Source organism: Aquimonas sp. (assembly GCF_044377145.1).
Taxonomy (GTDB): Bacteria; Pseudomonadota; Gammaproteobacteria; order Xanthomonadales; family Xanthomonadaceae; genus Aquimonas.
Genome location: NZ_JBILJQ010000006.1, coordinates 1 through 26,053, shown reverse-complemented (window position 1 = coordinate 26,053; position 26,053 = coordinate 1). Strand labels below are relative to the sequence as shown.

Sequence of the window (26,053 nt, the reverse complement as noted above, 5' to 3'; positions counted from 1 at the left end):
TGCCGTGCTGGCAGGTGTTGTGCGCGATAGCCCCTCTCCCCGCGGCAGAGGGTGTGGGGAGAGGGTCCGGCAACTTCGAGCAACGAGGCAGTGCTCGAAGTCGCCTTTGGAATCCGGCTTCAAATCGACGCCCGCCAGTGCGGTGCTGAGACATGCCGATGAAGTGAAGTTGAAGAGCCTGTCTGGGGTCGAGTACTCGCTCCGACCGAACCCTCTCCCCAACCCCTCTCCCATCGGGAGAGGGGCTCAAGGCTCGCTCCGTTGAGGCGGAAGCAGGAATCCCTGGCATGTCCTCTTGTGGAAGCGAAGCATCGATTCCCGATTCCCGATTCCCGATTCCCGGCTTTCAGCGCAACCACATCCGCGCCTGCCGCGCCGGCAGGCTGAAGGTGTAGCTGCTGCTGCCGATGTTGACGACGCTGTTCGCATCCAGAACATCGCGATAGTTGGCGTACCACCAGAGCACGCTGTTGTTCATGTTGATGCTGGTGTTGACCGTGCTGCCGCATTTGTTGATGCCGACGATGCCGAGACTGCCTCGGCGGAACAGGATGTGGCAGTTGCTGTGCGACAGCACCTGCATGTCGCTGCCCTGGGTCGCGTTGTGGAAACGGATCATCGCCGCCAGATCGCCGCGGCTGTAGGCATTCACCCAGCGGTTGTCGCCGCTCTCGTTGTTGTCCGAGTAAAGCAGCGGGCTGCCGCCATCGCGGCCGAGCACGTAGGCATAGGCCAGCTTTTCGTCGGTGGGGTCTAGGATCAGGTACCGGAAGCCGCCGTTGTTGGGGATATCGTGGGTGACGGTGAAGGTCACCGCGCGCGAGTTCGGCAGCGCCTGACCGACCGCCGCCGGGTTGACCAGGGCGCTCAGGCTGCCGCTGAAGCTGAAGGCGCCGCGGATGCTGCCGAACAGCGGGAAGTCGTAGGCGGCATGGTCGGTCCCGTTCAAGTACGGCTGCAGAAAGCCGCTGTACTCGCCGTCGCCAGCGCCGCCATTGGTGATCACCTCGCCGAACACGTGCACGCCCGACTTGATCTCGGCCGTCAGCACGCTGTTGATGTGCGACAGCGGCATGTGTTTGGCCGCATCGATGCGAAAACCGGTCACGCCCAGACCTTTCAGAGCCTGCAGGTAGGCGCGCTGCTGGCCGATCACATAGCTGTTGCCGAGCAGGTCGGGCAGGCCGACATCACCACCACCGCCGCACAGCCGCCAGTTCTGCACCTGCCAGACATCGTTGTAGTTGTTGATGCAGCTGGACGGCCCGAAATCGGACTGCGACAGGAAGTTGTAGCGCAGGTCGCCGAACAGGCGCTGGTTGTTCCAATAGCTGGTGTTGCTGGCGTACTGGTTCAGCACCGTCTGGCCCGGATAGTTCAGGTCGGCGCGCTGATAGGCCTCGTTGGCCATGTGGTTGAGGATTATGTCGGCGTAGACGCGGATGCCGCGTGCCCGCAGCGCAGTCGACATGCGGCTGAACGATTCGCGGTTGCCCAGCGGGTGGTCGATCGAGCGGTAGTCCTGCGGCTGATAGCGCGCCCACCAGGCGCTGCCGGATGACTTCAGCGGTGGGGCGACCAGCACGGCCTTGTAGCCGAGGCTCTGGATCTCGGCGGCGCGCGCTTCAACTGTGTCATAGCGCCAGTTGAAGGCGTGCAGGATCACGTCGGCACGCGCCGGCAGACTGGCAGTGATCAGCCCCATCGCGACACCCAGCGCGGGCAGGCAGGCGGCGATGCGGCGTGTGCGTCGAATGCTGCGGATCAGCAAATTGCGGGCAAAGCTTTGCAGCTGCGGACGCATGCTGGCGTCCGTCGTTTGACGGTTCATGTGGATCTCCCTCCCCGAATCAATGGGCCGCCGCGTCCGCGCGGGCGGACGTCGGCACTCACAGCGTTCCGGCCACGCGTCTACTGCGCGCTGTAGCGGCCGGGCTGCGGCAGGAGGGCGATCACGCTGCCGGGCTGACCACGCCTGGGTGGTCGATTGTCACGGCAAACGCAGCTCGTTCCTGCGGGCCGAAGCGTAGGCAGGTGGTGCGCTGCATAACAATCCCATGCATACGTATTCAGGGCGGGGAATCGGGAATCGGGAATCGGGAATCGTCAGGAGCGAGCAGCTCGATAGCCGATGCCATGAGGGCACTGTGCGCGCCAGCGCCAGACCATTCCCTATTCCCGACTCCCCATTCCCGGCTGTCAGGCCCTGAACAGCCGCATATACAACCCCACGCCCAAGCCCCATGCACCGTTCAGCAGTAGCGCGCCGAAGACGAGCGTGGCGCTGAGTGCAATGCCCTTCAGCGGAAACACCACAAACCAGGCGACGAGGCTGGGCAGCAGGGCGCCGAGCGCGATCGCCAGCGCCCAGTAGCTGACGCCGCGGCGGCTGCGGATCAGCGCCCAAAGCGCGATGCCCCACAGGCCGCCCCAGAACGCCAGCGAGATCACCTGCGGAACGCCCAGAGGCGGCACCGGGGTAAGGTTCCACGGCGCCATCGCAACGCGGCCGGCGAGGTAGAGCAGGCCCAGCACGCCCTGGTGGAAGATCAGGGTGGCGAGAAAGCCGGCGATGAAGGCGAGCATCAGCACTTTGGGTCGCAGCATCGAATGGCACTCCCGCTGTCGTTTGGATCGGCGAATATACGCGGCCGCGCCGACGCAGGCGTGCGGTCGCCGTCGATTTCCCCATCCGCAGGAGTTCCCCATGAGCGCAGCACCGGTTCTGTACATCGGCAACAAAAACTACAGCTCATGGTCGCTGCGGCCGTGGCTGCTGATGCAGCAGTTCGGGCTGGCCTTCGAGGACCGCGTGCTATGGCTGGACACGCCGCAGTTCGCGGCCGAGGTGGCGGCGGTGTCGCCGAGCAAGCGCGTGCCGGTGCTGCATCACGATGGCCGGGTGGTGTGGGATTCGCTGGCGATCTGCGAGTACGTCAACGACACCTGCCTCGACGGCCGCGGCTGGCCGCGGGATCCGAGCCTGCGTGCGCTGGCACGTTCGGCCGCCTGCGAGATGCACTCCAGCTTCGGTGCCTTGCGCCAGGAGCTGCCGATGAACTGCGCACGCCAGCCCAACAACTATCGCTGGAGCGAAGCCGCTGCGGCCGATATCGAGCGCGTGCAGGCGCTGTGGTCGCAGCTGCGTCAGGCCGCTGCGGGGCAGGGTGAATTCCTGTGCGGGGAGTTCGGCATCGTCGATGCGATGTTCGCGCCGGTGGTGCTGCGCTTCCGTGGCTATGGCGCGCCGCTGTCGCCGGTGGCGCAGGCCTATGTGGAACACATGCTGGCGCAGCCCGCGCTGCGGGCGTGGATTGACGCCGGTGTCGCCGAACCTGCGCGCTTGACCAAGTACGAAGCGCTCAAGTGAGCTTGGGCCCGACCGAGCCGCTCGGCGCCGCGGTGCTGCCGCCGCCGCGCTCCGATCGAAGCGCCACCTGGGCGATGCTCGGCGGGGCGGTCTTGATCAGCAGTACCAGCGCTTTCGTGCGCCTGGCCGAGGTGGCGCCGACCATATCGGCCTTCTATCGGATGCTGTTCGGCGGGCTGATGCTGCTGATGCTGCTGCGTGCCGTTGGTGCGCCGTGGCGACCGCGGCTGACGATCGTGCTCGCGCTGTCGCTGCCGGCGTTCGCGTTTGCGATCGATTTGATGATGTGGCATCGCAGTATTCACTTGATCGGGCCAGGCTTGGCGACCTTGATCGGCAACCTGCAGGTGTTCTTCATGGCGCTGGCGGGCGTGCTGCTGTTTCGCGAACGCCTGCGCCCGCAGTTCGTGGTCGGCGTGCTGCTGGCGTTTGCCGGCCTGTGGCTGCTGGTCGGCCGCAGCTGGAGCGCGGTCGGAGTTGGCTATCAGTGGGGTGTGTGGTTGGGCGTACTGACGGCCTTGGCCTATGCCGTCTACATGTTGAGCTTCCGTCGTATCCAGCAACGCGTGCCCGCAGCCAGCTCGATGTATCTGCTGTGCTGGTGTTCGCTGCTGAGCGCGCTGATGTTGGGGATGGCGGGTGCGGTCGAAGGCAGCAGTTTCGTGATCCCGGATGCCGGCAGCTGGGCCGCGCTGCTCGGCTTGGCCCTGTTCGGGCAGGTGCTGGGCTGGCTGCTGATCTCCTACGCACTGCCGCGCCTCGATGCGTCGATGGTCGGCCTGCTGCTGCTGTTGCAGCCGCTGCTGGCCTTCGGGGTCGACGTGCTGCTGTTCGGACGCGTCACCGATCTGCTCGACTGGACCGGGCTGCTGCTGTCGGCCCTGGGCATTTTCATCGGCAGCCAGCGTGGCGCGCCGTCGCTTGTGCGAGGAAAAGACACATGAGTGCATCGTTGCGTGCATTGATATGTAGCGTTCCGGATTTCCCCAAGCCGGGGATTCTGTTTCGCGATATCAGCCCGCTGCTGGCGGACCCGGACGGTTTCGCCGGGGCGATTGAAGCCCTGCTGGCGCCTTGGCGCGAGCAGCCGCCTGCAGTGTTCTGCGGGGTCGAATCACGGGGTTTCATTTTCGCCGCGGCGATGGCGCAGTCGCTGGGCTGTGGTTTCGCCCCGATCCGCAAGCCCGGCAAACTGCCGGGGCCGGTGCTGAGCGAGCCCTACAGTCTGGAGTACGGTCAGGATCGGCTGGAGATTCGCGCCGACGCGTTCGCCTGTGGCGCCGAGGTGGTGATCGTCGACGATGTGCTCGCCACCGGCGGCACGCTTGCCGCCGCAGCCGCGCTGGTGGCTCGCAGCGGTGCGCGGCTGCGCGGCGCCAGCGTGCTGATCGAGCTCGCCGGCTTGAACGGTCGGCAGCGTTGGGGAACGACGACTCCGCTCAACGCCGTGCTGCGCTACTGAGGCAGCGTCGCCCGCGCCGGTGTCGCGCTGCGGCAGGTGCGTCTGATGGCGGATCAGTCTGTGCGCTGCGCATTTGGCGAGCGGCTGGTAGGAGGCAGCCAAACCGGATCCGGGTCCGCGACTGCCGCCGCCGGTGGCTCGAAGCCGTCAAAGAACAGCGCCGGTTGGACCAGGGTGATCGGCGTCAGCGCCTGCTGATCGCGACAGCCTTGCGGCGCGCTGCAGTCTTCAATGATGAAGGCGCGCAGGATGGCCGAGCTGTAGTCGACAGACACCCATTCGAAGCTGAGTTCGGCCTGCGATTTCGGCTGGCTATCGGTGTGCGAGATCGCCCACAGTCCGCAGTTGGCCGGCGCGGGAATGTGCTGCCAGCGTCCGTTGCCCGGCAGGGCGAAACTGCCCGCGCCGGTAGCGGGGCCGGACTTCGCCCACAGCAGCACGCCGCGCGCACGTCGGTTCGGGTCGGTATTGCGCAGCTGGATCAACAGCGGCCGGCCCAGGGCGAATCGTTCTGCGATGACCAGGGTCCAGCCTTCCGGCGCGGGGTTCGCCAGTGTCGGGCTCATTTCGATCAGCGGCAGCGTGTTGACCTCGCAGATCGGCGCGCCCTGTGAAAACGCCAGCACCGTGAGCGGCGACAGCAGCGTTGTCAGCGCGAATGCGCAGCAGGCGCCAAGGCTGCTGCAGCGCGAATTCCGGCTGGCAGGTTCCGTGATGGCGTTGGATGGTGCGGAATTCATGGTGAAAGCTCGCCTGATCTTGGGCTGGCAGCGAACCATAGAGGCTTTCCGTGATAGTGAGCACGGACACCGCAGCGGTTGTTTTGAGATTGTTTGCAATGTTGCGCTTAGTCGCTAGAGCCGTCCATGGTCGCCCCGAAACGTTTCGTCCGCAGTCTGTTGCTGATCGCCTGTGTGTTGGGCAGCGCTGGATCGGTATCCGCCCAATCCGTGTTTCGCGATAGCTTCGAGTCGCCGCCAGAAGGGCCGCTGACCGATGCCGAAGCCGCGCGTTTTCTGAACCAAGCCACCTTCGGAGCGACCCTGCCGGAGATCACCCGGCTGCGAACACTCGGCTACACGGCTTGGCTGAATCAGCAGTTCGCCGCACCCGCCTCGCTGCAGCTGCCGCACCTCGATCAACTGATGCAGGTTGATCCGAGTGTGGTCTGGCAGGACAAGCGCAATGACATCTGGTTTCGCAATGTGCTGAGCGGTAACGATCAGCTGCGCCAGCGGCTTGCGTTCGCGCTGTCGCAGATTCTGGTGGTGTCGGATCAGAACGGCGCGGTCGAGGGCAATCCCAATGCGCTGGCCCACTACCACGACATGCTCAGCACATCGGCCTTCGGCAACTACCGCACCCTGCTGGAGAGCGTCACCCTGCACCCGGTGATGGGTCATTACCTGTCGATGTTCAAGAACCGCAAGCCGGATGAGCTGCTGAACATCCGCCCGGACGAGAACTACGCCCGCGAGATCATGCAGCTGTTCAGCGTGGGCCTGGTGCGTCTGAATGCCGATGGCAGCGTGGTCGATGGCAACTTGTCCACGCCGGGCATCCAGCCTATTCCGACCTACACTCAGGACACCATCCGCGGTTTCGCGCATGTGTTCACCGGCTGGAACTGGAGCACCTGCATTCCGCCGGCCGCGACTGAAACCGCCGGCAACTTCAACTGGTGGGACTGGCTGTACTGCGGCCCCGGGCCCGGCGGCACCGATTGGCGACTGCAGCAAGGTTGGCGGCAGCCGCTCAAGCCCTGGGGAGAGGGCACCCAGTTCGGTTCGATCTATCACGCCTCGGCGGGAACCAAGCAGCTGCTGAACTACCCCGGCGTCAGCCTATCTGGCGGCGTGCTGCCTGCGGGTGGGCAGGCGCGCGCCAACATGACGGCCGCGCTCGACAATGTGTTCAACCACCCGAACGTCGGCCCCTTTCTGGGCCGCCTGCTGATCCAGCGTTTCACCACCAGCAATCCGTCGCCGGCCTATGTAGGGCGGGTTGCTGCGGCCTTCAACAACAACGGTAGCGGGGTGCGTGGCGACTTGCGCGCCGTCATGCGCGCCATCCTGATGGACGTCGAAGCACGCAATCCGGCGCAGGCGCCGGCCCACTTCGGCAAGCTGCGCGAGCCACTTCTGCGGGTCACCCAGCTGTGGCGGGCGCTGGATGCGCGCTCCAGCGACGGCGCGATTCGCGAGGGGCCGGACCAGTACGGCTCACAAGCTGTGCTGAGCTCGCCGACCGTGTTCAATTTCTACCTGCCGAGCTACCAGCTGCCGGGCGAGATCGCCAGCGCCGGGCTGTACTCGCCGGAGTTCCAGATCACCACTGACACCTACATCACCCGCATGACCAATGAGATCGGCGCCAAGATCTTCTGGGCCTGGCAGGGTTCCAATACCGGCACCTGGGATCCGGTCAAGGTTGATCTCAATCGCGATAGTGCCATCGCCCACGACAGCGCTGCACTGGTCGATCGCTACAGCCTGCTGTTCATGGGCGGACGCATGAGTACGCAGATGCGTACCCTGCTGATCAATCATCTGAACGGGATGGGATCAAGCAACGCCGAGCAACGCAGGCAGCGCGTGCAGGACGCTCTGTGGCTGATCCTGATATCGCCCGAATACGTGGTGGAGAAGTGATATGAGCACCCTGCACCGTCGCGAATTTTTGCACCGCGCGCTGAAGACCACGGCCGCAAGCGCCGCGTTTGGCTCGATGCTCGGCAAACTGGAGTTGGCCCAGGCTGCCACACCGCAGCTGCTGGGCGGCGGCTACCGCGCCCTGGTGTGCATCTATCTGCATGGCGGCAACGACTGCTTCAACATGGTGGTGCCGCGTGACGCGCGCTACAGCGACTACAGCGCTCGCCGCGGCGGGCTTGCCGTGCCGCAGGCGCAGCTGCTGGCGCTCAACCCGAGTGTGGCGCCGCTGGACGGTGGGCAGTACGGTCTGCATCCGGTGATGACCGGCGCCCAGCAGATGTTCAACAGCGGGCGTGCAGCGGTCGTTGCCAACGTCGGCCCGCTGGTGCGGCCGATGACCAAGCCGACCTACCAACAGCCGGGGGCGATGCTTCCGCCGCAGCTGTTCTCGCACTCGGACCAGACCGTCGTTTGGCAGTCGCCGCGTGCGGATGATCCCAGCCGCACCGGCTGGGGCGGGCGTCTGGCCGACATCTTCGCTGCCAGCAATCCGAATCAGGTGCTGTCGATGAACGTGTCGCTGGACGGCGACAATGTGTTCCAGTCCGGTGTGCAGGTGGCGCCCTACTTCATGTCTTCGCAGGGCGTGGAGCAGGTGAGCTTCATCCAGACCGGTGCGCCGAACTGCGCGGATGGTGGCCAAGGCTGGAATCGCCGCCGTTGTCTCGCGTTCAACGGGCTGATGGGGCAGCAGCAGACGCATCCGTTCGAGCGCGCCTACGCCGGCAAAACCCTGCGCACGCTCGAGACCAGCGAGCAGGTGAGTGCTGCGCTCGCCACCGTACCGGCCAATGACGTGATGTTCCGCCCGTTCTGGGATGCGTTCGGCTTGGCGTGGAACCCGTCCAGTCTGGTCGAGCTGCCACGTCTGGCGGCACAGCTCCTGATGATCGCGCGGATGATCCGCGCCCGCGGCACGCTGACCATGAACCGGCAGCTCTTCTACGCCGGCCTGGGAGGGTTCGACACCCACAACAGCCAGCTGGCAGACCACCCGGACCTGCTGCGCCAGCTATCGCAGGCGGTCAAGGCCTTCTATGACGTGCTCGATCACGCATCAATGGGGCTGGGCAGTTCGGTGACGACCTTCACCGCCTCGGAGTTCGGTCGCACCCTCAGCATCAACGGCGACGGCACCGACCACGGCTGGGGCGGGCATCACCTGGTGTTCGGTGGAGCGGTCAACGGCCAGCGCATCTACGGGCGCATGCCCAGCCTGCTTGCCTCGGCCAGCAATCCGGACGATGCAGGCTGGGGCCAGGTCATTCCAACGCTGTCGGCCGACCAGTACGCGGCGACGCTCGCGCGCTGGTACGGTTTGTCGGATGCCGACCGCGCTACCATCTTCCCGAACCTGCAGTACATGGCCGGCGCGCCGCTGTCGATTGGCGGCCCAAACCTCGGCTTCATGGCGTAGGCCGATCCATTCCAGCGGAGCACTCTCATGAATCCAGTTCTCAGCCGCTGCATCAGCGGGGCACTTGCGCTCGCCTGCAGTCCCTTCGCCCTCGCCGGCACCCCGCCGGATCCGCCGGTGTTCCAGCAGTTCCTCGGAGGATTCACCTCGCCGATCGGGCTGACTCATGCGGGTGACGGCAGCGGTCGGCTGTTCGTCAACCAGCAGGGCAACCAGCAGCAGGGGCTGCCAGGAATAGTGCGCGTCGTGCGCAACGGCAGCCTGCTAGCCCCTGGCTACCTCACGCTGAACAGCAATACCCAGTGCACCTATCCCGGCGCTGCCAGCGCCGTCACCGTCGGCTTTACTTCGGGCGGTGAGCGCGGCCTGCTTGGCGTCGCCTTTCATCCGATGTTCGCCAATAACGGGCGGCTGTTCGTCAGCATGACCGACGTCAATGGCGACACCATGCTGCTGCGCTATACCGCGTCCAATCCGGCGGCGGATGTCTTGAGTCCGGCCGATCTCGCGACCTGCACGGTGGTGCTGCGGGTCGATCAGGATTTCACCAACCACAATGGCGGCCATCTCAGCTTCGGTCCCGACGGCTATCTGTACCTTGGCCTGGGCGACGGTGGGAGCGGAGACGACCCCTGTGAGCGCGCGCAGAACCTGGCGCCGTCCAGCTTGAACAATGCCGGCTCTTGCGCGGTCGACACCAACTTCACCAGCAATGGCGGCAATGCCGATTCACGCGCCCTGCTGGGCAAGATGGTGCGGCTGGATATCGATGGAACTACGGCAGTCGGTAGTGGCCAGCTGTGCGGCCGGCCACGCACCACCGACGCGGCCGCCTATGCGATTCCCCCCAGCCAGCCCGGCGTGGGCGGCGCGCTGGATGCAGCCTGTGACGAAGTCTGGGCCTATGGCCTGCGCAACCCGTGGATGTTCAGCTTTGATCGCGCCACCGGCGATCTGTGGATCGGTGATGTCGGTCAGGGTTCGCGTGAAGAGATCAACTTCGAACCTTCGGGCGTGGGCGGCCGCAACTATGGCTGGCGCTGTCGTGAGGGCACCTCCACCACTTCCAACAGTTGCCCGACCGCCGTGGTCGCCTACACCCCACCGGCGTTCGACTACGCACGCTCAGGCAATGAGTGCTCGGTCACGGGTGGTTTCCGCTACCGCGGGCCGGTGAACGCTGCCGCGGGCCGCTATTTCTACGGTGACTTCTGCAGCGGCAACGTGTGGGCGGCCAACCAGCTCAGCTCCACTACCTTCAGTCACCCGGCCAGCGCGGTGCAGAACGTTGGCTCGGGAATCACCGGCTTTGGCGAGGACGAAGCCGGTGAGCTGTACTTGGTGCGCAGCAATGGCAATCTGCTGCGGCTCAATGGCCTGCGCTCCGATCCAAACGCGATCTTCGCCAACGGGTTCGAAACCAGCCTCTGAATCCCGAGTGCTCGAAAAGCGCGGCGCGAGCCTACAGTTCGCGCTGCGCCGGTCGATATGGTGCTTCAGGGCGGAAGGTCCGCCCGCTGCAGGGGCAAGCCTTCATGAGCGACATTTTCGGTATCGCCCGCTCCGGTATGGCCGCCGCGCAGGCACGCCTGACCGCCAGTGCGAGCAACATCGCCAATCGCGAAAGCACCGGTTTCCGGCGTTTCGAGGTCGAAAGCCGCGAGCAGATGGGCGGCGGCGTGAGCGCCGAGCTGCGCCGCGCCAGCGAAGTGCAGCAGGGCGATGGGCTGACCACCGACTTGGTCAACAGCCTGGAGGCCAAGCAATCTTTCGCCGCGAATCTCAAAATGTTGAAGACTCAAGACAGCCTGCTCGGCAACCTGCTGGATATCCGCGCCTGAGCATGTTTGTGTTGGCCCGATCGTGCTCCCTGATCGGCCGGCATTGCAGCGGCGCTACCGCGGTGTGATTTGGCCACGGTGTCGCGCGTTTCGCCGCTGCGTGCTCAGTCTTCCGGCAGGATCGCGTTGTGGAAAACGTCCTGCACATCGTCCAGCGATTCCAGACGATCGAGCATGTCCTGAAGATCTTCCAGCGCCTCGCCGCTGACCTCGATGCGGTTGTCCGGCACCAGCAGGATGTCGGCCTGCACCGGCTTCAGGCCGGCCGCGACCAGCGCCTGCTTGACCGATTCAAAGCTGTTGGGCTCGCAGATCACCGTGCTCTGGCCATCCGCGCTCTGCACATCATCGGCGCCCGCATCCAGCGCGACTTCCATCAGGCGGTCTTCGGCGGCGCTGTCGGGGGTGTCGAACATCAGCTCGCCGCGGCGCTGGAACTGGAACGCCACCGAGCCGGTGGTGCCAAGGTTGCCGCCGTGCTTTGACAGCGCGTGTCGAACATCGGCAACCGTGCGCACGCTGTTGTCGGTCATGGTGTCGATGATGATGGCGACGCCGCCGGGCCCATAGCCTTCGTAGCGGATCTCCTCCATGTTGTCGGCGCCATCGGCACCCGAGCCACGTTTGACCGCGCGCTCGATGGTGTCCTTGGTCATGTTGGCGGCCAGTGCCTTGTCGATGCCGAGGCGCAGACGCGAGTTGATGGCGGGGTCGGCACCACCGCGGGCGGCGATCGCGATCTCGCGGATCAGCTTGGTGAAAATCTTCGCCTTGCGGGCGTCCTCGGCGTTCTTGCGACCTTCAATGCTCGGGCCTCGACCCATGACGATGTCCTTCAAAGCGGGGGAAAGCGGGAAAGCTTGCCAGAACAGCGGCAGGAAGCGGAGCCCGTGCGCCGGCACCGCACGACTCAGCGGATGCCTTCACCCTCGAATCCGTCGCTCAGCAGCGGACTCGGGATCAGCTCGATCGCCCGCAGCGCGTCGATGCGGCCATAGCCGGCCACGGGGTTCGGGTAGACGCTCGGGGCGATACCGCCGCAGGTCTGGGTCAGCGTCATCGGCACCACGGCCTGGGTCAGAAGCAGCTCCAGGGCTTCGGGATTGCGCTGGTAGAACGGCTCGGCTGACATCACCAGGGCGGCCACGCCAGCGATGTGCGGAGCCGCCATGCTGGTGCCGGTCTTGTTGCCATAGCCACCGTTGTTGAGGCTGGAGCGGATCGAGGTGCCCGGTGCGCTGAGGTCGGGCTTCATGCGGCCGCTGCCGTCAACGGTGATCGGCCCGCGTGAGCTGCTCGCGTTCATGGTGTTGTCGATGCGCGCGTTCGCCACCGTCAGTGAGCCGGCGAAGTAGGCCGGCGGATCGGTGATTGAGCTGCAGGCCGAGCCGGAATTGCCAGCCGCGGCCACGAACAGAATGCCGGCAGCGCGCAGGGTGTTGACCGCTGTCTCCAGCAGGGCGCTTTGTTCCGGGGTGCAGCCTTCGCTGGGCGGGCAGCCCCAGGAGTTGTTGATCACATGCGGCGCCAACAGCGGCTGCGGGTTCTGGCCGCTGGCGTCGGTCGGGGCCAGAAAGAAATCCATGCACTCGAGATAGGTCGAAGGCGAGCCGTCGCCGGCATTCATGTTGCGGCAGCCGATCCAGCGCGCCTGTGGCGCGACACCGATCTGGTTGACGCCATCCAGACCGACCATGGTGCCGACGGTGTGGCTGCCGTGCGAATTGTCATCGCAGGGAACGGCGCTATCAGCGCCACAGCTGCTGCCGGTGGCGTGGACGGCGTCATGCCAGTGGTAGGCATGGGTCACGCTGCCGCCCTGGTTGCCGCGGTATTGGCTGATCAGGGCAGGGTGGTTCCACTGCACGCCGGTGTCGGCGCTGGCGACCGTGATCCCCTGTCCCAGGTGGCCCAGCGCCCACACCTCGGGCGCCTTGATCAGGGTGAGGCTGGCTTCAACCGCCTGTGGTGTCAGCGTGGCGGGGACGGCTTCGGTGTCGGGCAGCTGCAGCTTGAAGCTGCGGTCGGCCACCACGGCTGCAACCGATGCGTCAGCGCGCAGGGCTTGGCGAGCCGACGGAGGCAGCTGCATCAGGCTGGCATTGACCACCGTGTAATGACGCAGGACGCGACCGTCGTGTGTGCGGGCCAGTTGCTCAGCCTGGGCGTGTTGCTTCGTCGCCACTTCCTGCAGCCGTTCCCACGCGGCCAGGGCGCGTGCATCGCCGCGCAGGTCGGCCATGTCGCCCAGTTCGGCCTGCTCGCGCCAGACCACCAGCACCGGTTCAACCGCGGCGGTTTCGATCGAGGCACCAAGAGCGGCGGAGAGCAGCAGGGAGGTGGCGAGCATGCGGGCGTCCGAGATTCGAGTGGATCGAGTCGGCAGGCTAACCAAAGGCGTCGGACTTGTCGCGGGCGCAGTATTGCCGAGAGGTGTCAGGCGCCGGAGTTCTTGCCCAGGATTTCTCGCAGCGCGCCTTCATAAGCGTCGGCAGGCTGGCCGCCCGAGATCAGGTACTGGCCATTGATGATCGTCGCGGGTACTGATTGGATGCCCTGCTGCAGAAAGCGCTGCTCGGCCGTGCGAACGTCCGCTGCATACTCGCCACGCGCCAGCACCTGCGCAGCAGCGGCGGCATCGAGCCCTGCCTGGTGCGCGCAGTCGGTCAGCACTGCTGCATCAGAAGGGTTTCTGCCTTCGGTGAAGTACGCGCGCAGCAGGGCCTGTTTCAGCGCCAATTGCCCAGCGGCTGACTCGGTGCCGGCCCAGTGCAGCAGCCGATGGGCATCAAAGGTGTTGTAGATGCGTGAGCGCTGATCCAGCCGGAACTCGAAGCCGACCTCGGCGCCACGCTGACGCAGCAGTTCGCGCATCTGCGCGCGCTTTTCGGGCCCGCCGCCATACTTGCGCGCCAGATGCTCCTCGGTGTCTTCGCCCTCGGCGACCATCTGCGGATTGAGCTCGAAGGGCTGGAAGTGGAGCTCGGTGCTGACGGCATCACCGAGCCGCATCAGCGCGATCTGCAGGGCGTGCAGGCCGACCGCGCACCAGGGGCAGGCGATATCGGAAACGAAGTCGATGCGCAGGGTGGTGGGCATGCGGTGCTGCTCGGTGGTTCGTGGCCTTGGAGTTTGCCATGCGGGCGCGCGCGCTTTCGGTGATCGGGGTCCGTATGCGCGGTTGCGAGCCCGCGCTAGGCTGCGGGTCCCGCACGAAGAGCCCGTCTGCATGCGCCACGCTCAAGCCCCCCTGTTGTTCAACGTGCACCGTGCGCGCGCCCTGGCCGGCCTGCTGTTGGTGATGTTCGCCAGCGGTGCCTCGGCTCAGGATGCGCCTGCCGTGCCGAGCATCGAAGTCGACACTGTCGCCGGCCGCCTGCGGGGGCTGCAGTCCGAAGGCGTGGCGGCGTTCCGCGGCATTCACTACGGCGAGGACACGCGTCCACGCCGGTTCCAGCCAGCGCTGCCCGAGCCCGCGTGGACGGGCGTGCGCGAAGCGCTGGCGCATGCGCCGCGCTGCCCGCAGGTGTTGAATGGCGATGGAGAAGCTGACCTCAGCGAGATGAGCGAGGACTGCCTCAGTCTCAACGTGTGGACGCCCTCGATCGGTGCGGGTGCGCAGCGGCCGGTGCTGGTGTATTTCCACGGTGGCGGCTATGCCAACGGCAGCGTCAATGAGCCGGTCTACGACGGCGCCCGGCTCAGTCGGCGTGGCGATGTGGTTGTAGTGACGGTGAATCATCGCCTCAACGGTTTCGGCTATCTGTACCTCGGCGTGCAGGACCCCGCGCGCTACGCCGACTCCGGCAATGTCGGCCAGCTCGATCTGCTACTGGCCCTGCAGTGGGTGCGCGACAACATCGCGGCCTTCGGCGGTGACCCTGGCAACATCACTGTGTTCGGGCAGTCCGGTGGCGGCGCCAAGATCGCCACCCTGATGGCGATGCCGGCGGCGCGGGGATTGTTCCACCGCGCGTGGACCATGAGCGGGCAGCAGATCACCGGGCGCATCCGCGCCAATGCCGTGGCGACCGCGCGCGAAGTGCTGCAGCGGCTGGGCGCGGCCACTGGCAGCGCCGAAGATCCGCTCGCTGTGCTGCAGTCAGCGTCGATGCTGGAGCTGATGCAAGCGATGCGCGGTGGCACCTGGACGCCGGTGGTCGATGGCCGCAGCCTGCCGCGCGATCCGCTCACGCCCGATGCCCCGCCGCAGTCGGCGGCCCTGCCGATGGTCCTCGGCAACACCCACGACGAGACCACCAGCCTGATCGGACGCGCCGAGCCCGGCCTGTTCGAACTCGACTGGGACGGTGTGCCGGTGGCACTGCAGCGGCATGTTGCGCCGTTCATCGGTGAGCTCGACCCGGCCGGAATCGTCAATCGCTATCGGCGCTGGTATCCGGACTACACGCCGGCCCAGGTGTTCTTCTCGGCAACCACAGCGGCGCGCTCGTGGAAAGGAATGGTGATTGCAAGCGAGCGTCGCGCCGAACAGGGCGCACCGACCTGGATCTACTACCTGCACTGGCGATCGCCGCTGGACGGAGGCCGCTACGGCGCGCCGCACACGCTGGACATCCCGCTGGTGTTCGACAACATCGCCGCTGATGACTGGACTCGCGACGGCGGCGCACCCGCGCAAGCCCTGGCCGATGCGATGAGCACGGCGCTGATCGCGTTCGCGCGCAGCGGTGACCCAAACGACGCTGGCCTGCCGACGTGGCCAAAGTTCGAAGTACCCGCGCGCCCCGCGCTGATCTTCGACAGCACGCTGCGCGTGGTCGAAGACGACCGCGGCCGGGAGCGACGGCTGTTCGCCAAAGTGCCCTACGTGCAGCCGGGCACTTGAGCGGGGTGGTGATCCGGTTCGGTGCCTGAACGTTATCGGCGCTCGGCCTGCGGGTCCGCCACGTCGAACAGAGCGACATTGCGCCGCCGTGTCCGCTCAGGACTCATTTGACCAATGTGGTCGCGCATCGCGCCAAGCCATGCCTGTGCGCCATGTGTACGTCGATCGCGGTTTGCGATCGACGTGCCTAGCGTTCACTCAGCGCGGCGCGCGCTGGCTGATCGCCACGCTGCCCAGAATCAGCGCACCCGCCAGAACCATCGGCAGGGTGACCGGCTCATCCAGCAACCACCAGGCCCAGCTGACGCCAAACAGCGGAACCAGGTAGGTCACCGTTGAAGCGCGGCTGGGCCCGATGCGGGCGATCAGCCGGTAGTAGCCGACCATCGCGATACCCGTGCACAGCACGCCCAGCGCGAGCGCCGCGGCCCAGGCCAGCGGCGGCGGGTTCGACGCAGGCCAGGTCGCGATGGCGAAGGGCAGGGCGAGCAGGGCCGCACAGCTCAGCGTGGCCGCGGCGACTGCAGCGGGCGGCAGCCCCGAAAGATGCCGCCGCACCAGATTGATGCCCAAGCCGTACATGAATGCCGCCAGCGTGCCGGCTGCCGCGGCCATGCCGACGCTTGCACCGGCGCTGCGGCCACTGGCCAGCACCAGCACGCCGACGAAGCCTGCCGCCAGCGCCAGCGCACGGCGTGTGCCGATCTTCTCGCTGAAGAACAAAAAACCGACCAGGGCGGTGAAGGGCACGGTCATGGCATTGGTGATCGCACCGATGCCGGCCGGCGCGCGCTCTGCTGCCCACGCGAACAAGGTGAACGGTACGGCCGAGTTGATCGCAGCGATCAAGGCCAGCAAGGGCCACAGGCGCAGCGGGAACCTCGCTCGCGCCAGCCACAGGAAGGGCAGCAGCACCAGCGCACCGGCGGCGAGCCGGATCTCGACCAGGGCCAAAGCGCCGAAGTGCGGGGCGGCGACGCGCATGAACAGGAAGGACGCACCCCAGATCGCACCGAGCACACCGAGCTCGACCGGGGTCAGCCAGCGTGCGCTGGCGGTGGAAGCGTCGGGCACAGCAACAGCACTCGCGGAAACGGACATGGGCGTACTCGGTGGGCGAACTCGGGGGAGGGAGAGCCGCAAACACGCTGCGTGGCCGGGAGCATGCCGGGCCGAAGACCGGCGCGCTGGCCGGATTCGGACAGCGCTGATTCGCACCACTGCAGCGATCCCGGATTGTCCGCGCCGCGTGCCAAGCCACAAGCGATTTATGCTTGGTCGAGCCACAAGCCTTGTTTGTGGCTAAGCCGCCCGGCGGTCAGCCTCATGGAGTTTTGAATGAATCGCGATCTGCAGGATCAGATGTGCCCGGCGCACGGCATCGCGGTGCCGAGTTCTCCTGTAGCGCGGGCCGTCACCACACGCATCGCCGACCCCAGCGTGCTCGACGGCGCCGCATGCCGATGCCCGCGACTGCCGGGTGAGTGTCGCGACAGGGCGCTGCACTGAGATGGCCCTGCACAGCGATTGGCTGTCCGCACTCGCCGCGTTCGAGGCCGCCGCGCGCCATCAGAACTTCGCCCATGCTGCCGAGGAGCTGCATCTCACGGCCAGCGCAGTCAGCCACCATGTGCGTCGGCTGGAGGCGCGGCTGGGCCTGCCTCTGTTCCGACGCCACGCACGCGGCGTGCGGCTCACGGCCGAGGGGCGTCAGCTGGCGGATGCCGCCTCCGGCGCGATCGCCGACATCGACGGGGTGATCAGCGGCTTGAAGCGCAGCAGCGCGGCGGATGCGCCGGTGCGCATCACCACCCTGCATTCGTTCGCGTCCAGCTGGTTGATTCCGAGGCTGCCCGAGTTCGCGCGCGCCCATCCGGAGGTCCGACTGTCGATTGACACCGGCAGCGCACTCACCCGCTTCGACGACAGCGGGCCCGATTTCGGCATTCGTTATGGGCCAGGCCGTTGGCCGGGGCTGGTCGCGCATCCCTTGCTGCAGGACAGCCTGTTCCCGGTGGCTTCACCAGCGATGGCCAAGGGCATCAAGACTCCGGCGCAGGTCGCGCGGCTGCCCTTGATCTCCGACCTCGCCGTACAGGGCTGGCGCGACTGGTGCCGCATCGCCGGCCTGCGCCTTTCGGGGCTGGACGAGCGCTACGTGTTCAGCGACAGCACCGACATGCTCGCAGCCGCCGAGCAGGGCCTCGGCGCAGCGCTGGCGCGCTCCAGTATCCTCGGTCCCTGGCTGAGGGAACGCAGCCTGGTTCAGTTGCCCGGCCCGGAGCTGCCGGGTCGCTACAGCTATCACGTGGTGTACGCGGAGCACCGGCGGCTGCGGCCGGCGGCACGGACCATGGTCGACTGGCTGCTGGCACAGGCCACGGCTTGAACTTGCCTGCTCTGCGGCGCGGCGCCGAGGACTGCGGTCGCGGTGGCGCCGCGTGCGACAGCAGTGCGCGGGGAGTGCGCTGAGCGGACTACGCGAGCCGTCCAGCGCAATCCAACTAGCCTCCGATGGCCACCGGTTCAACCAGGCCCATCGTGCCCGGCGCCCGGCCCTTCATGAACTGCCGGTACAGCACCGGCACCACGAACAGGGTCAGCACGCTGGAGAAGGCCAGACCCCAGACGATGGCCGAGGCCACCGGGCCCCACAGCAGGCTCTCGCCCGCAAAGCCCATGGCCAGCGAGAACAGACCGGCGATGGTGGTGCCGGTGGTCATCGCGATGGCGATCACGCGGCGGCGCGCGGCGTAGATGGCCGCATGCAGGGTGCGCATGCCGGCGGCGCGGCGCTGGTTGGCGGCATCGATCAGTACGATCGCACCGTTCACCGAGATGCCGATCAGAGCGATGGCGCCGTACAGGGTGTACAGCGAGACGGGGTTGCCCGAGACGACCACGCCCAGGGTCACGCCGACCAGGGCCAAGGGCACGGTGACGAGGATCAGCAAGGGCTGCCAGTAGCTGCGGAACTGTGCGGCCAGGATCAGATAGATCAGGCCGATGCCCAGCAGGCTCAGCGGCCCCATCGCCGCCAGCGATTCGTTGATGTCGTCGAGCTGGCCGGAGAAGTCGAGGTCCGCGTTCGGATACTCCGCGCGCACGGTCTCCCATTGCTCGCGCAGGGTCTGCGCCGCCGCCACCGCATTGTTCAGGTCGAGATCGAGATCGGCCTCGACGGTGATCGCGCGGCGGAAGTTCCAGTGCTTGATCAGGTCGGCACTGGTGCGCGTCTCAGCCTTCACCAGGGCGCCCAGGACGGTGCTGCCGCCGCCGGGCAAGGCCACCGGCTGCGCCAACAGGGCCTCGACCCGATCCAGCCGCTGCGGCCGCGCCTGCACGCGCAGTTCGACCTTCTCGCCGCGGTCGCGCAGGTCGGCCACCACTTCGCCGTCGACATGCAGCCGCACCAGACGTGCCACCGCGGCCGGGTCCAGCCCGGCCTCGCGGGCGGCGGCCACGTCGACTTCGAGGGTCAGCTCGCTGCGTCCGGGGCTGGCATCGTCGCTGATGTCGCGTGCGCCCTCGATACCCTTGACGATCTGCTTCACCCGCTCGGCGGCGGCCGCCAGCTCTGCGGGATCGTCGGCGCGCACCTTGACGCTGATGGCTTTGCCGGTGGGCGGGCCGCCGCTCAGCTTGAGGAAGGACAGCGCTGCAGGCACCGGGGCGGACTCGACGTCCTCGCGCATGGCTTCGATGATGTCGTCGATCAGACGCGAGTCGTCGGTCGCGGGATTGAGCGACACCGCGATCTGGCCGTAGCGATCGCCAAACACCGCTTCGTCCGGGGTGAACTTGATGCCTGCCATCGACACCACCGAGCGGGCCTCGCCCGCGCGCAGGTGCCGTCGCACGATCTGCTCCACCGTCAGCGTGTGCTGGATGCTCTCCTCGATCGGCGTGGTCGGCGGCAGGTCGACGTTGACGTAGAACAGCCGGATCGGATCGAAGGCGAAGAAGTTGAAGCGCACCGGGCCGCTGTTGAAGGCCGCGCCCAGCACGATCAGACCCATGGTTCCGAGAAACAGGGCGAAGGCACCGCTGAGATACCGCGCCGGTCGGCGCATGACGTGGATCAGCGCACGCGTGTACTTGACCCGCAGCGCATGCGTCCAGCGCTCACGCCAGGCCTGGCTGCGCGAGCCGCTGAGTGCCTTGGGGCCCAATGCGACGACGTGTGCGGGCAGCATCCACACGGCCTCGATCAAGCTCACCGTCAGCCCCACCGTCACCACGAAGGGAATGACGAACATGAACTGGCCAAGGATGCCCGGCAGCAGCATCAGCGGCAGGAAGGCCGCCACGGTGGTGGTCACCGCGGCCAGCACCGGCAGTCCGACCTCGCGTAGGCTTTCGAGCGCGGCCTGAAGTGCGTCGGTTCCGCGCTGCATGCGGTAGTACATGGCTTCGACCACCACCACGGCGTCGTCGACCAGCATGCCCAGCACGATGACGATGCCGAGCAGCACCGAGACGTTGAGCGAGTTGCCGGTGACATCCAGAAGAATGAAGGTTCCAGCGATCGAGAACACCACGCCCAGCGCCACCATCGCCGAGATGCGCGAGCCGAGGAACAGCCAGCACACCCCCAGCACCAGGATCAGGCCGACCAGAGCGTTGTCCTGCATGATCGCCAGCGCGTCGCGGGTCGGCAGCGACTGGTCGTCGCTCAGCACCAGCGACAGCCCCGTGCTGGCCAGCACCGCGTTCTTCCGCTCGACGTACTCGCGCAGCCGGTCGACCAGTTCCAGGGTGTTGCTGCCGCCGATCTTGGTAATCGACATCAGCACCGCCGGCTGGCCGTCGGTGCCGACCAGCTGGCGCGGGCGCTGGCTGACCCGGCGCACCTCGGCCAAGGTGTCGAGCCGCACCGAGCTGCCGCCATCCAGCGGCAGTTCAAAGCCCGCGAGGCGCTCCACGTCGGGCACGGCACCGGCCACACGCACCAGCCATTCGGCATCGCTGGCGTCCTGCTTGCCAGCGAACACGTCGCGGAACCAGCCGCGCAGGGCGTCCGCCAGCTGCACGGCGTTCACACCACGCGCCGCCAACTGCTGGGGGTCGAACTCGACGCGCAGCTCCGGGTCGCGGAAGCCCAGCGCCAGCACGCGGTCAACCCCGCTGATGCGCTCGATGTCCTCGCGCACGCTGCGGGCAGCGAAGCGCAGATGCTCGTCATCGGCCTGGCCGCGCAGCACCACCATGGCGGTGGGAAACCCGTTCGCCGAGGTGATCTCCAGGATGTCCGGGTCGAGCGCCTCGACCGGCAGTTCGGCATTGGCTTTGTTCTGGATCTCGCGACGCACATCGTTGACGCGCTTGTCGAACGTGCGCTCGTCGATCTCGCGGAAGCGCACCAGGATGTTGCTGACGCCCTCGCGCGAGCTGCTGATCACCCAGCGCACGTCCTGCACATTGCGCAGCGCGTCCTCCAGCGGATTGGTGATCTTGGCTTCGACATCCTCGGCTGAGGCGCCCGGCAGCGCGGTGCTGATGTTCAGCCAGTTGAAGTTGATCTCCGGGTCCTGCTCGCGTGGCATCGAAACGTAGGCCAATGCGCCCATCACCAGCACGACCACAAAAGCGATGTTCGCCAGCGGATGGTGGGTGATCAGGCGTTCCAGCAGGCTCATTGCTCCACCGCCGGCAGCGCATCACCGTCGTTCAGGCCCTGCTGGCCGCGGCTGACCACGCGTGTACCCGGCGCCAGCTGCAGGCGGAACGGGCGACCTTCCTGCGCGTCAGACGCCAGGACGAAGCGTGCGACACCGTCTTCCTCAATGAACGCGCCGAGCTGGGCGTTGCGCTTGACCATCAGTTCGGCGGGCAGCAACAGGCGCGGGCCTGTCCACGTGATCTGACCGGTGCTGCCGGCCGCCGCTGCGGGGTTCTGGAACGAGAAGCGCGCGAGCTGGGTGCGCGCCGCGCGCTCCAGCACCGGGGACAGCGCGACCAAGGCGAGCGCATGGCGCTGGCCGCGGGTTTCGAAGTGGACCTCCAGAGCGTAGGCGAGGTCCTGCGCAAACTCAGGCGGTATCTGCGCTTCGACTTCGGGCGCGGCAGTGGACACCAGTCGCAGCAGCGGGGTGCCAGGCGCTGCCAGCGCGCCGACCTGGGCCTGGCGTTCCAGCACTACGCCATCGAACGGCGCGCGCACTCGGCATTTGTCCAGTTGGCGGGCGGCGGCATCACGGCCTGCGCGGGCCAGTGCGACGTCGGCCCCGCCGGCATCCAGGCCTGTTTCAAGCGCGAGCAGTTCGTCTTCGCTGATGTGTCGATCGGCGCGCAGGCTGCGTCCGCGCTGCGCGCGCTGGGTCGCCAGTGTCAGCCGCGCCTGGGCCGCTGTGAGCTGCGCTTCGGCCTGCTGCAGCGCAAGCCGCGCGTCGCGTTCGTCCAGGCTCACCAGCAGCTCGCCGCGGGCGACGCTGCGGCCGGCTTCGATCTGCACCTCGGACACCGTCGCGGAGATTTCGGCCGCGATCACCGCATCGTTCGGCGCCAGTACGGACGCGCTGGCGCTGTGTCGGTCGGGCAGGGCGACGTCTTCGACCGCCCGCAGCTCAATCGTGGGTGGCGCAGCGGAAGGCGCAGACTGTGCATCGGTCTGTGCGAAGGCAGGCGCTGCGCTCAGCGCGAACAGAAACAGGGCCAGCGAAAGGGCTGGCGTTGCCAGTGCAATGGGGCGCATGTCGGGACATCCTGTCTAACGTGCGCGCTGGCAGGTCGGCTTGCGCGCTTCAAGTCGCCATTTCAGCATGGGGCGCAGCAGGAGGGTAGGTGAGTTTCGTTACCTCTTTGCATGTCATGGGCAGGGTCGTCTATGGGCCGGAGGCAGCAGCAGAGCTGGCGGCGTTGTTTGCAGTAGCCTTCGCGAACGGTCGATTCCGGAAGCGCTGGAGCTCGCGTACTACGTCCTGCTGCAGCCCGCCCTGATCGGGCATGTGGTGCTTCTGGCGCTTCTGCTTCTGCTTGCATGGTTGGCCAGGATCGCCGGGTTGTTCTTGGGAGCAAACGCCTTATGACGAACGAACTGATCCTGCCTATGGCCGCGCATGTCGCCTTGGCTGCCGCGCTTTACGCCGCGTTGACGGTGGTGCGTGCGCCCAAGGTCTGGGGCATCGGTCGTCGTGCTGACGGCTTGAACCCGTTCGCAACGGTGGAGCCGCGTATCAGCGCCAACTTGTCGAACCAGTTCGAGTGGCGGCTGTTCTTCCATCTGGCCTGCCTTCTGCTGCCCGTGGCCTCCAGCGCCGCGCTCACGCTTGCCTGGCTGTTCATCGCGGGTCGCCTGCTGCACAGCATCGTGCAGGTCTTCACCGGCAACGTCCGCCTGCGCGGGCTGGTATTCACGCTGAACTTTCTGGCGGTGTTGGGGCTGTGGGCGCATTTACTCGGCGGATTTCAGGCGGAAGTGGTCGGTTAGCGTTCGGGTTCCGCCACGATGATCCACGGGCTGGGACGTGCGGGTCGATGCGCTGCGCTTCTCTGCCCTACAAGTGAGATTGACGCTTTCCATCCAACGAATTCATGAGCAGTGACAGCGTGCCTCCGGATTCGCTCATCCGCGTGGCATCCACGGCAGCTGCCGGTGGAGGCGTGCACAGAGGGGTCACCCTTGCGCCGCCCGTGCCAACAGGGCCGACGAGACTCCTCCTGAGACCCGGGCTTCTCACTTTTCCTGCTGATCCGCTCTTGGCTTGACCGTTGCAGCCTGTGTTCACGTGCGCGTACGCGGAATCGCCGCGGTGTTCACCAGCCGAACAGCCACGCCCGCGTCCAACAGGCCATCGACCCGCCAGTACCCGTTACAGGTGGACTCCACCGCCAGCGCCTTCAGCGCTTTCAGAAAGGGCGCAAGCGCCTGCAAGACCGGCTCCAGGGTGCTCGGCAAACGCCGCTCGAACACAACATGGTCCTGTTCGTCGATGACGGACTGCATCCCGTGGTTGGAACGCAGTTCGATCGCTGCGTACGGTGTCATCTCCGCCTCCCGCTGCTGCAGGACATGAGAAGGGCCAGCAGGTCTTTGCCGCAGGTGATCAAGTGTTCGGCAGCGCTGGTTTCAGTGGGCGCCAACAGGGTGCCGAGCACGTCTTGGTACTGTGGGTCGCGCAGTGCGCCTGGAAGCGACAGCGGAGCTGGCGCTAGCTCATCTGCAGCCGGGGTTGGACAGGCTTCAGAGCGCCGGGGTCACCTCGGTGGCGCCCGCCGTGGCCGCGTGACGTTCCGACGGCCACAACGCCGAAGGCGACAACGAGCAAGCGCACGACCGGCCCCCAGCGCGAGGGCCACCGGCCACGGCCCCGTAGTCGCAAGATCTGCCACGCCCCAATTGCGAGACCAACAGCCCTCAGATGCGGCGACGATTGCGCAGGCGCGCGCTTGGCCCGATCCCGGCATTCAGTGACAGACGGCCACGAGGGGCCAGGCTGAGCGCCCGCGTGATGCCGAAATCGCAGTCGTGCTGGTCCGACTCTTGCGCAAGCCAGCGCTTGCTCGGCCGCCGCCTACTCGACAGACAGCCAGGAAGGGACGATTGCGTTTCCTATGCTTCAGGGAGCCTCCCAATGAACGCCGCCAAACGCAACAACATCCAGGTTCCAGGCTCCGAAGTCCCGGTGCTGCTCTTCGCCCACGGCTTTGGCTGCAGCCAGCAGATGTGCTCGGCCATCACTCCAGCCTTTGCGCCCAGTCACCGCCAAGTGCTTTTTGACTACGTCGGAAGTGGGCAGTCTGACCTGACGGCATTTGACAGCCAGCGCTACGGCTCCCTGCATGGCTACGCGCAGGACGTGCTGGAGGTGTGCGATGCCCTGGGGCTGCAGCCGGGCGTTACCTTTGTCGGTCATTCGGTGAACTGCAGCGTGGGGCTGTTGGCGTCCATCGCTAGGCCGCAGCCGTTTGGCCGACTGGTGTTGGTGGGGCCGTCGCCTTGCTTTCTGAACGATCCGCCGCACTACCAAGGAGGCTTCGAGCGCGAGGACCTTGATGGACCGCTGAAGCCATCATGGTCACCGACGAGCAGGGCCTCATCTTGTAGGTGAACCCGGCGTTCACTTCCATCGTGGGCTACACCGCAGCGCAGGCGATCGGCCAGCCCGCAAGCCTGCTGGACGCAGGCCGCCACGATCAGGCCTTCCAGACCCGCTTTCAGCATGAACTGGACACCCACGGCCCTGGGCAGGCGAGACTTGGGCAAGGCGCCCGGACGGGAGTGTTTACCTGGCTTGGCAGGCGGTGACGGTGATCAGTGCTGGCCCCTCGGTGCCGCAGCTGCAGGTCTAGGTGTTCAGCGACATCACTGAACGCTGGCGCCACAACGAGCGCCTGCGCCACCTCGCCTTTCACGACCCGCTGACCGAGCTGCCCAACCGGACGCTGCTGCTGGAGCTGCTGGCGCAACTGCTGGGTTAGACCCTGCGCGAAGACCCCAGCGTGGCAGTGATGTTCCTGGACCTGGATCGCTTCAAAACCGTGAACGACCAGCTGGACCACGACGTAGGCGACCAGTTGCTCAAGGCGGTGGCTGCCGACCTGCCGCGCTTGGTGCGACAGGTGGTCACGGTGGCGCGCTTGGGTGGCGACGAATCTGTCATCGCGCTCGACAAGCCCGGCACACGTGGGCAGGTGGAAGTCTTGGCCCAGAGCGTGGTCACGAAGCTGGGGCTACCGCGAACTATTGACGGCCATGCGGTGGGCGTGGGTGCTTCGGTGGGCATTGCGCTGTACCCCAGCGACGGGCTCACAGCTGCAGCCTTGATTGCAAGCGCTGACGAAGCGCTTTACGCAGCCAAGGGCGCGGGGCGCAACACCCCCCGCTTTTACAGTGCGGCGGCCAGGCTGTGAAGCTGCTCACGCTGCCTGCGTCGGCCTTTGGTCTACACCGAGCCATGGCCCTCGGCAGTCGTTGTGGGTTGGTAAGCGTCTGCCCACCCCTACCTTCCGCGCCGAGCTGATCAGGCCGACCCTGATCGCCACTCCAAACGGAGGAGCCGCGCGATGCGGTGTTCGCGAATGGCTTCGAGGCCGCTGCGCTGTCGGCGCAGTAGTCAGCCCGGCGCGATCGTCCGCGTATCCGTGCGCTGCATGCTGCTGTCGCCCATCAGGATCGCCCACAGCTTGCCGAAGCGCTTGAACACGCTCTCTTCGACATAGGACACGCCGTGCCGCCGGCAGATCGCCTTCAGGCGTGGCGCAGCCTGTCGATACTTCAGCAGGGGCAGATCGGGCCAGACGTGGTGTTCGATCTGGTAGTTCAGATGGCCCTGCAGGAAGTCGGAGAAGTCGCTGCGGAACGCGTCAACCCCTTTGAGACAGCCTGTTCACCAGATAGCTGTCATTCGTTCTCCTGAGTGGCGGATTCGCTCATGCTTGCGATCTCGTTGCTTCCGAGT

25 protein-coding genes and 1 pseudogene are annotated in these 26,053 nt (G+C 66.5%); 15 read left to right on the top strand and 11 right to left on the bottom strand.

All coding sequences use genetic code 11. The features are described from left to right. Positions 1-346: 346 nt before the first annotated feature. On the bottom strand, positions 347-1,717 hold the full coding sequence (locus tag ACIQ7H_RS03420; RefSeq protein ID WP_395788521.1) for an alpha-amylase family protein: 1,371 nt from the start codon (positions 1,715-1,717) through the stop codon (positions 347-349). Positions 1,718-2,199: 482 nt separating this feature from the next. After that, complete coding sequence (locus tag ACIQ7H_RS03415; RefSeq protein ID WP_395788404.1) at positions 2,200-2,607, bottom strand: hypothetical protein; 408 nt, start codon at positions 2,605-2,607, stop codon at positions 2,200-2,202. Between the two features lie 100 nt (positions 2,608-2,707). Between ACIQ7H_RS03415 and ACIQ7H_RS03410 the strand changes: the two genes are divergently transcribed. Genes ACIQ7H_RS03410 through ACIQ7H_RS03400 form a run of 3 tightly spaced genes read left to right on the top strand, consistent with a single transcriptional unit; the run spans position 2,708 to position 4,832 of the window. Beyond that, positions 2,708-3,370: a glutathione S-transferase family protein gene (locus ACIQ7H_RS03410; RefSeq protein WP_395788402.1), complete on the top strand. Its 663-nt coding sequence runs from the start codon at positions 2,708-2,710 to the stop codon at positions 3,368-3,370. After that, entirely contained in the window at positions 3,367-4,314 is a 948-nt protein-coding gene (locus ACIQ7H_RS03405; RefSeq protein WP_395788400.1) for a DMT family transporter, read from the top strand. Before ACIQ7H_RS03410 ends, ACIQ7H_RS03405 begins: the two co-directional genes overlap by 4 nt. Further along, a complete protein-coding gene (locus ACIQ7H_RS03400; RefSeq protein WP_395788398.1) occupies positions 4,311-4,832 on the top strand; it encodes an adenine phosphoribosyltransferase in 522 nt (173 codons plus the stop codon). The genes ACIQ7H_RS03405 and ACIQ7H_RS03400 overlap by 4 nt, the downstream gene beginning before the upstream one ends. A 53-nt stretch (positions 4,833-4,885) precedes the next feature. On the opposite strand, the gene ACIQ7H_RS03395 is transcribed toward ACIQ7H_RS03400, so the two are convergent. Further along, positions 4,886-5,572, bottom strand: coding sequence for a hypothetical protein (locus ACIQ7H_RS03395; protein WP_395788396.1), 687 nt, complete (start codon positions 5,570-5,572; stop codon positions 4,886-4,888). Between the two features lie 126 nt (positions 5,573-5,698). Here ACIQ7H_RS03395 and ACIQ7H_RS03390 point away from each other — a divergent pair, with 126 nt between their 5' ends. The 4 genes from ACIQ7H_RS03390 (at position 5,699) to ACIQ7H_RS03375 (ending at position 10,804) form a co-directional block, all read left to right on the top strand. Beyond that, the gene (locus ACIQ7H_RS03390) at positions 5,699-7,483 is read left to right on the top strand and encodes a DUF1800 family protein (protein WP_395788394.1); all 1,785 of its coding nucleotides are present in this window, start codon (positions 5,699-5,701) and stop codon (positions 7,481-7,483) included. Between the two features lies 1 nt (position 7,484). Beyond that, complete coding sequence (locus ACIQ7H_RS03385; RefSeq protein WP_395788392.1) at positions 7,485-8,963, top strand: DUF1501 domain-containing protein; 1,479 nt, start codon at positions 7,485-7,487, stop codon at positions 8,961-8,963. A 27-nt stretch (positions 8,964-8,990) separates the two neighbouring features. Beyond that, on the top strand, positions 8,991-10,394 hold the full coding sequence (locus ACIQ7H_RS03380; RefSeq protein ID WP_395788390.1) for a PQQ-dependent sugar dehydrogenase: 1,404 nt from the start codon (positions 8,991-8,993) through the stop codon (positions 10,392-10,394). 104 nt (positions 10,395-10,498) lie between these two features. Further along, complete coding sequence (locus tag ACIQ7H_RS03375) at positions 10,499-10,804, top strand: flagellar basal body rod C-terminal domain-containing protein (protein WP_395788388.1); 306 nt, start codon at positions 10,499-10,501, stop codon at positions 10,802-10,804. A gap of 104 nt (positions 10,805-10,908) precedes the next feature. On the opposite strand, the gene ACIQ7H_RS03370 is transcribed toward ACIQ7H_RS03375, so the two are convergent. The 3 genes from ACIQ7H_RS03370 to ACIQ7H_RS03360 all read right to left on the bottom strand — a co-directional run bounded on the left by ACIQ7H_RS03370 (position 10,909) and on the right by ACIQ7H_RS03360 (position 13,903). Continuing rightward, a complete protein-coding gene (locus tag ACIQ7H_RS03370; RefSeq protein WP_395788386.1) occupies positions 10,909-11,628 on the bottom strand; it encodes a YebC/PmpR family DNA-binding transcriptional regulator in 720 nt (239 codons plus the stop codon). 86 nt (positions 11,629-11,714) lie between these two features. Next, on the bottom strand, positions 11,715-13,154 hold the full coding sequence (locus ACIQ7H_RS03365) for a S8 family serine peptidase (protein ID WP_395788384.1): 1,440 nt from the start codon (positions 13,152-13,154) through the stop codon (positions 11,715-11,717). Between the two features lie 86 nt (positions 13,155-13,240). After that, entirely contained in the window at positions 13,241-13,903 is a 663-nt protein-coding gene (locus ACIQ7H_RS03360; protein WP_395788382.1) for a DsbA family oxidoreductase, read from the bottom strand. Positions 13,904-14,033: 130 nt separating this feature from the next. Between ACIQ7H_RS03360 and ACIQ7H_RS03355 the strand changes: the two genes are divergently transcribed. Further along, entirely contained in the window at positions 14,034-15,653 is a 1,620-nt protein-coding gene (locus tag ACIQ7H_RS03355) for a carboxylesterase/lipase family protein (protein WP_395788380.1), read from the top strand. A 198-nt stretch (positions 15,654-15,851) separates the two neighbouring features. Here the strand turns inward: ACIQ7H_RS03355 and ACIQ7H_RS03350 are convergent, their stop codons facing one another. After that, a complete protein-coding gene (locus ACIQ7H_RS03350; RefSeq protein WP_395788378.1) occupies positions 15,852-16,754 on the bottom strand; it encodes a DMT family transporter in 903 nt (300 codons plus the stop codon). Positions 16,755-16,991: 237 nt separating this feature from the next. On the opposite strand from ACIQ7H_RS03350, the gene ACIQ7H_RS03345 reads away from it, so the two are divergent. After that, a complete protein-coding gene (locus ACIQ7H_RS03345) occupies positions 16,992-17,162 on the top strand; it encodes a hypothetical protein (RefSeq protein ID WP_395788376.1) in 171 nt (56 codons plus the stop codon). Position 17,163: 1 nt separating this feature from the next. Further along, the gene (locus ACIQ7H_RS03340; RefSeq protein ID WP_395788374.1) at positions 17,164-18,042 is read left to right on the top strand and encodes a LysR substrate-binding domain-containing protein; all 879 of its coding nucleotides are present in this window, start codon (positions 17,164-17,166) and stop codon (positions 18,040-18,042) included. Positions 18,043-18,157: 115 nt separating this feature from the next. Here ACIQ7H_RS03340 and ACIQ7H_RS03335 read toward each other — a convergent pair whose 3' ends face one another. Together ACIQ7H_RS03335 and ACIQ7H_RS03330 are read right to left on the bottom strand one after the other, a co-directional pair. Then, positions 18,158-21,292: an efflux RND transporter permease subunit gene (locus ACIQ7H_RS03335; protein ID WP_395788372.1), complete on the bottom strand. Its 3,135-nt coding sequence runs from the start codon at positions 21,290-21,292 to the stop codon at positions 18,158-18,160. After that, on the bottom strand, positions 21,289-22,347 hold the full coding sequence (locus ACIQ7H_RS03330) for an efflux RND transporter periplasmic adaptor subunit (protein ID WP_395788370.1): 1,059 nt from the start codon (positions 22,345-22,347) through the stop codon (positions 21,289-21,291). Before ACIQ7H_RS03330 ends, ACIQ7H_RS03335 begins: the two co-directional genes overlap by 4 nt. 330 nt (positions 22,348-22,677) lie before the next feature. Between ACIQ7H_RS03330 and ACIQ7H_RS03325 the strand changes: the two genes are divergently transcribed. After that, on the top strand, positions 22,678-23,082 hold the full coding sequence (locus ACIQ7H_RS03325; RefSeq protein WP_395788368.1) for an MAPEG family protein: 405 nt from the start codon (positions 22,678-22,680) through the stop codon (positions 23,080-23,082). A gap of 294 nt (positions 23,083-23,376) precedes the next feature. On the opposite strand, the gene ACIQ7H_RS03320 is transcribed toward ACIQ7H_RS03325, so the two are convergent. Continuing rightward, positions 23,377-23,640 carry a hypothetical protein gene (locus ACIQ7H_RS03320; RefSeq protein WP_395788366.1) on the bottom strand — a complete coding sequence of 88 codons (264 nt, stop codon included), beginning with the start codon at positions 23,638-23,640 and terminating at the stop codon, positions 23,377-23,379. A 586-nt stretch (positions 23,641-24,226) separates the two neighbouring features. On the opposite strand from ACIQ7H_RS03320, the gene ACIQ7H_RS03315 reads away from it, so the two are divergent. The 4 genes from ACIQ7H_RS03315 to ACIQ7H_RS03300 are packed head-to-tail and all read left to right on the top strand — an operon-like array spanning position 24,227 to position 25,505. Then, a complete protein-coding gene (locus ACIQ7H_RS03315) occupies positions 24,227-24,703 on the top strand; it encodes an alpha/beta fold hydrolase (protein WP_395788364.1) in 477 nt (158 codons plus the stop codon). After that, on the top strand, positions 24,700-24,900 hold the full coding sequence (locus tag ACIQ7H_RS03310; RefSeq protein ID WP_395788362.1) for a hypothetical protein: 201 nt from the start codon (positions 24,700-24,702) through the stop codon (positions 24,898-24,900). Before ACIQ7H_RS03315 ends, ACIQ7H_RS03310 begins: the two co-directional genes overlap by 4 nt. Positions 24,901-24,944: 44 nt before the next feature. Next, positions 24,945-25,073: a hypothetical protein gene (locus ACIQ7H_RS03305; protein ID WP_395788360.1), complete on the top strand. Its 129-nt coding sequence runs from the start codon at positions 24,945-24,947 to the stop codon at positions 25,071-25,073. A gap of 3 nt (positions 25,074-25,076) precedes the next feature. Further along, positions 25,077-25,505 carry a diguanylate cyclase domain-containing protein gene (locus tag ACIQ7H_RS03300; protein WP_395788519.1) on the top strand — a complete coding sequence of 143 codons (429 nt, stop codon included), beginning with the start codon at positions 25,077-25,079 and terminating at the stop codon, positions 25,503-25,505. A 203-nt stretch (positions 25,506-25,708) separates the two neighbouring features. Here ACIQ7H_RS03300 and ACIQ7H_RS03295 read toward each other — a convergent pair. Next, positions 25,709-25,939: pseudogene (locus ACIQ7H_RS03295) on the bottom strand (fatty acid desaturase); the annotation flags it as partial. Positions 25,940-26,053 lie beyond the last annotated feature (114 nt).

Excerpts from the sequence above, each read along its gene's own strand:
- ACIQ7H_RS03410 (WP_395788402.1), top strand. The coding sequence starts at position 2,708 with ATGAGCGCAGCACCGGTTCTGTACATCGGCAACAAAAACTACAGCTCA.
- ACIQ7H_RS03385 (WP_395788392.1), top strand. The coding sequence starts at position 7,485 with ATGAGCACCCTGCACCGTCGCGAATTTTTGCACCGCGCGCTGAAGACC.
- ACIQ7H_RS03415 (WP_395788404.1), bottom strand. The coding sequence starts at position 2,607 with ATGCTGCGACCCAAAGTGCTGATGCTCGCCTTCATCGCCGGCTTTCTC.
- ACIQ7H_RS03375 (WP_395788388.1), top strand. The coding sequence starts at position 10,499 with ATGAGCGACATTTTCGGTATCGCCCGCTCCGGTATGGCCGCCGCGCAG.
- ACIQ7H_RS03395 (WP_395788396.1), bottom strand. The coding sequence starts at position 5,572 with ATGAATTCCGCACCATCCAACGCCATCACGGAACCTGCCAGCCGGAAT.
- ACIQ7H_RS03365 (WP_395788384.1), bottom strand. The coding sequence starts at position 13,154 with ATGCTCGCCACCTCCCTGCTGCTCTCCGCCGCTCTTGGTGCCTCGATC.
- ACIQ7H_RS03340 (WP_395788374.1), top strand. The coding sequence starts at position 17,164 with ATGGCCCTGCACAGCGATTGGCTGTCCGCACTCGCCGCGTTCGAGGCC.
- ACIQ7H_RS03400 (WP_395788398.1), top strand. The coding sequence starts at position 4,311 with ATGAGTGCATCGTTGCGTGCATTGATATGTAGCGTTCCGGATTTCCCC.
- ACIQ7H_RS03325 (WP_395788368.1), top strand. The coding sequence starts at position 22,678 with ATGACGAACGAACTGATCCTGCCTATGGCCGCGCATGTCGCCTTGGCT.
- ACIQ7H_RS03350 (WP_395788378.1), bottom strand. The coding sequence starts at position 16,754 with ATGTCCGTTTCCGCGAGTGCTGTTGCTGTGCCCGACGCTTCCACCGCC.
- ACIQ7H_RS03355 (WP_395788380.1), top strand. The coding sequence starts at position 14,034 with ATGCGCCACGCTCAAGCCCCCCTGTTGTTCAACGTGCACCGTGCGCGC.
- ACIQ7H_RS03370 (WP_395788386.1), bottom strand. The coding sequence starts at position 11,628 with ATGGGTCGAGGCCCGAGCATTGAAGGTCGCAAGAACGCCGAGGACGCC.
- ACIQ7H_RS03335 (WP_395788372.1), bottom strand. The coding sequence starts at position 21,292 with ATGAGCCTGCTGGAACGCCTGATCACCCACCATCCGCTGGCGAACATC.
- ACIQ7H_RS03315 (WP_395788364.1), top strand. The coding sequence starts at position 24,227 with ATGAACGCCGCCAAACGCAACAACATCCAGGTTCCAGGCTCCGAAGTC.
- ACIQ7H_RS03380 (WP_395788390.1), top strand. The coding sequence starts at position 8,991 with ATGAATCCAGTTCTCAGCCGCTGCATCAGCGGGGCACTTGCGCTCGCC.
- ACIQ7H_RS03390 (WP_395788394.1), top strand. The coding sequence starts at position 5,699 with ATGGTCGCCCCGAAACGTTTCGTCCGCAGTCTGTTGCTGATCGCCTGT.
- ACIQ7H_RS03345 (WP_395788376.1), top strand. The coding sequence starts at position 16,992 with ATGAATCGCGATCTGCAGGATCAGATGTGCCCGGCGCACGGCATCGCG.
- ACIQ7H_RS03330 (WP_395788370.1), bottom strand. The coding sequence starts at position 22,347 with ATGCGCCCCATTGCACTGGCAACGCCAGCCCTTTCGCTGGCCCTGTTT.
- ACIQ7H_RS03320 (WP_395788366.1), bottom strand. The coding sequence starts at position 23,640 with ATGACACCGTACGCAGCGATCGAACTGCGTTCCAACCACGGGATGCAG.
- ACIQ7H_RS03360 (WP_395788382.1), bottom strand. The coding sequence starts at position 13,903 with ATGCCCACCACCCTGCGCATCGACTTCGTTTCCGATATCGCCTGCCCC.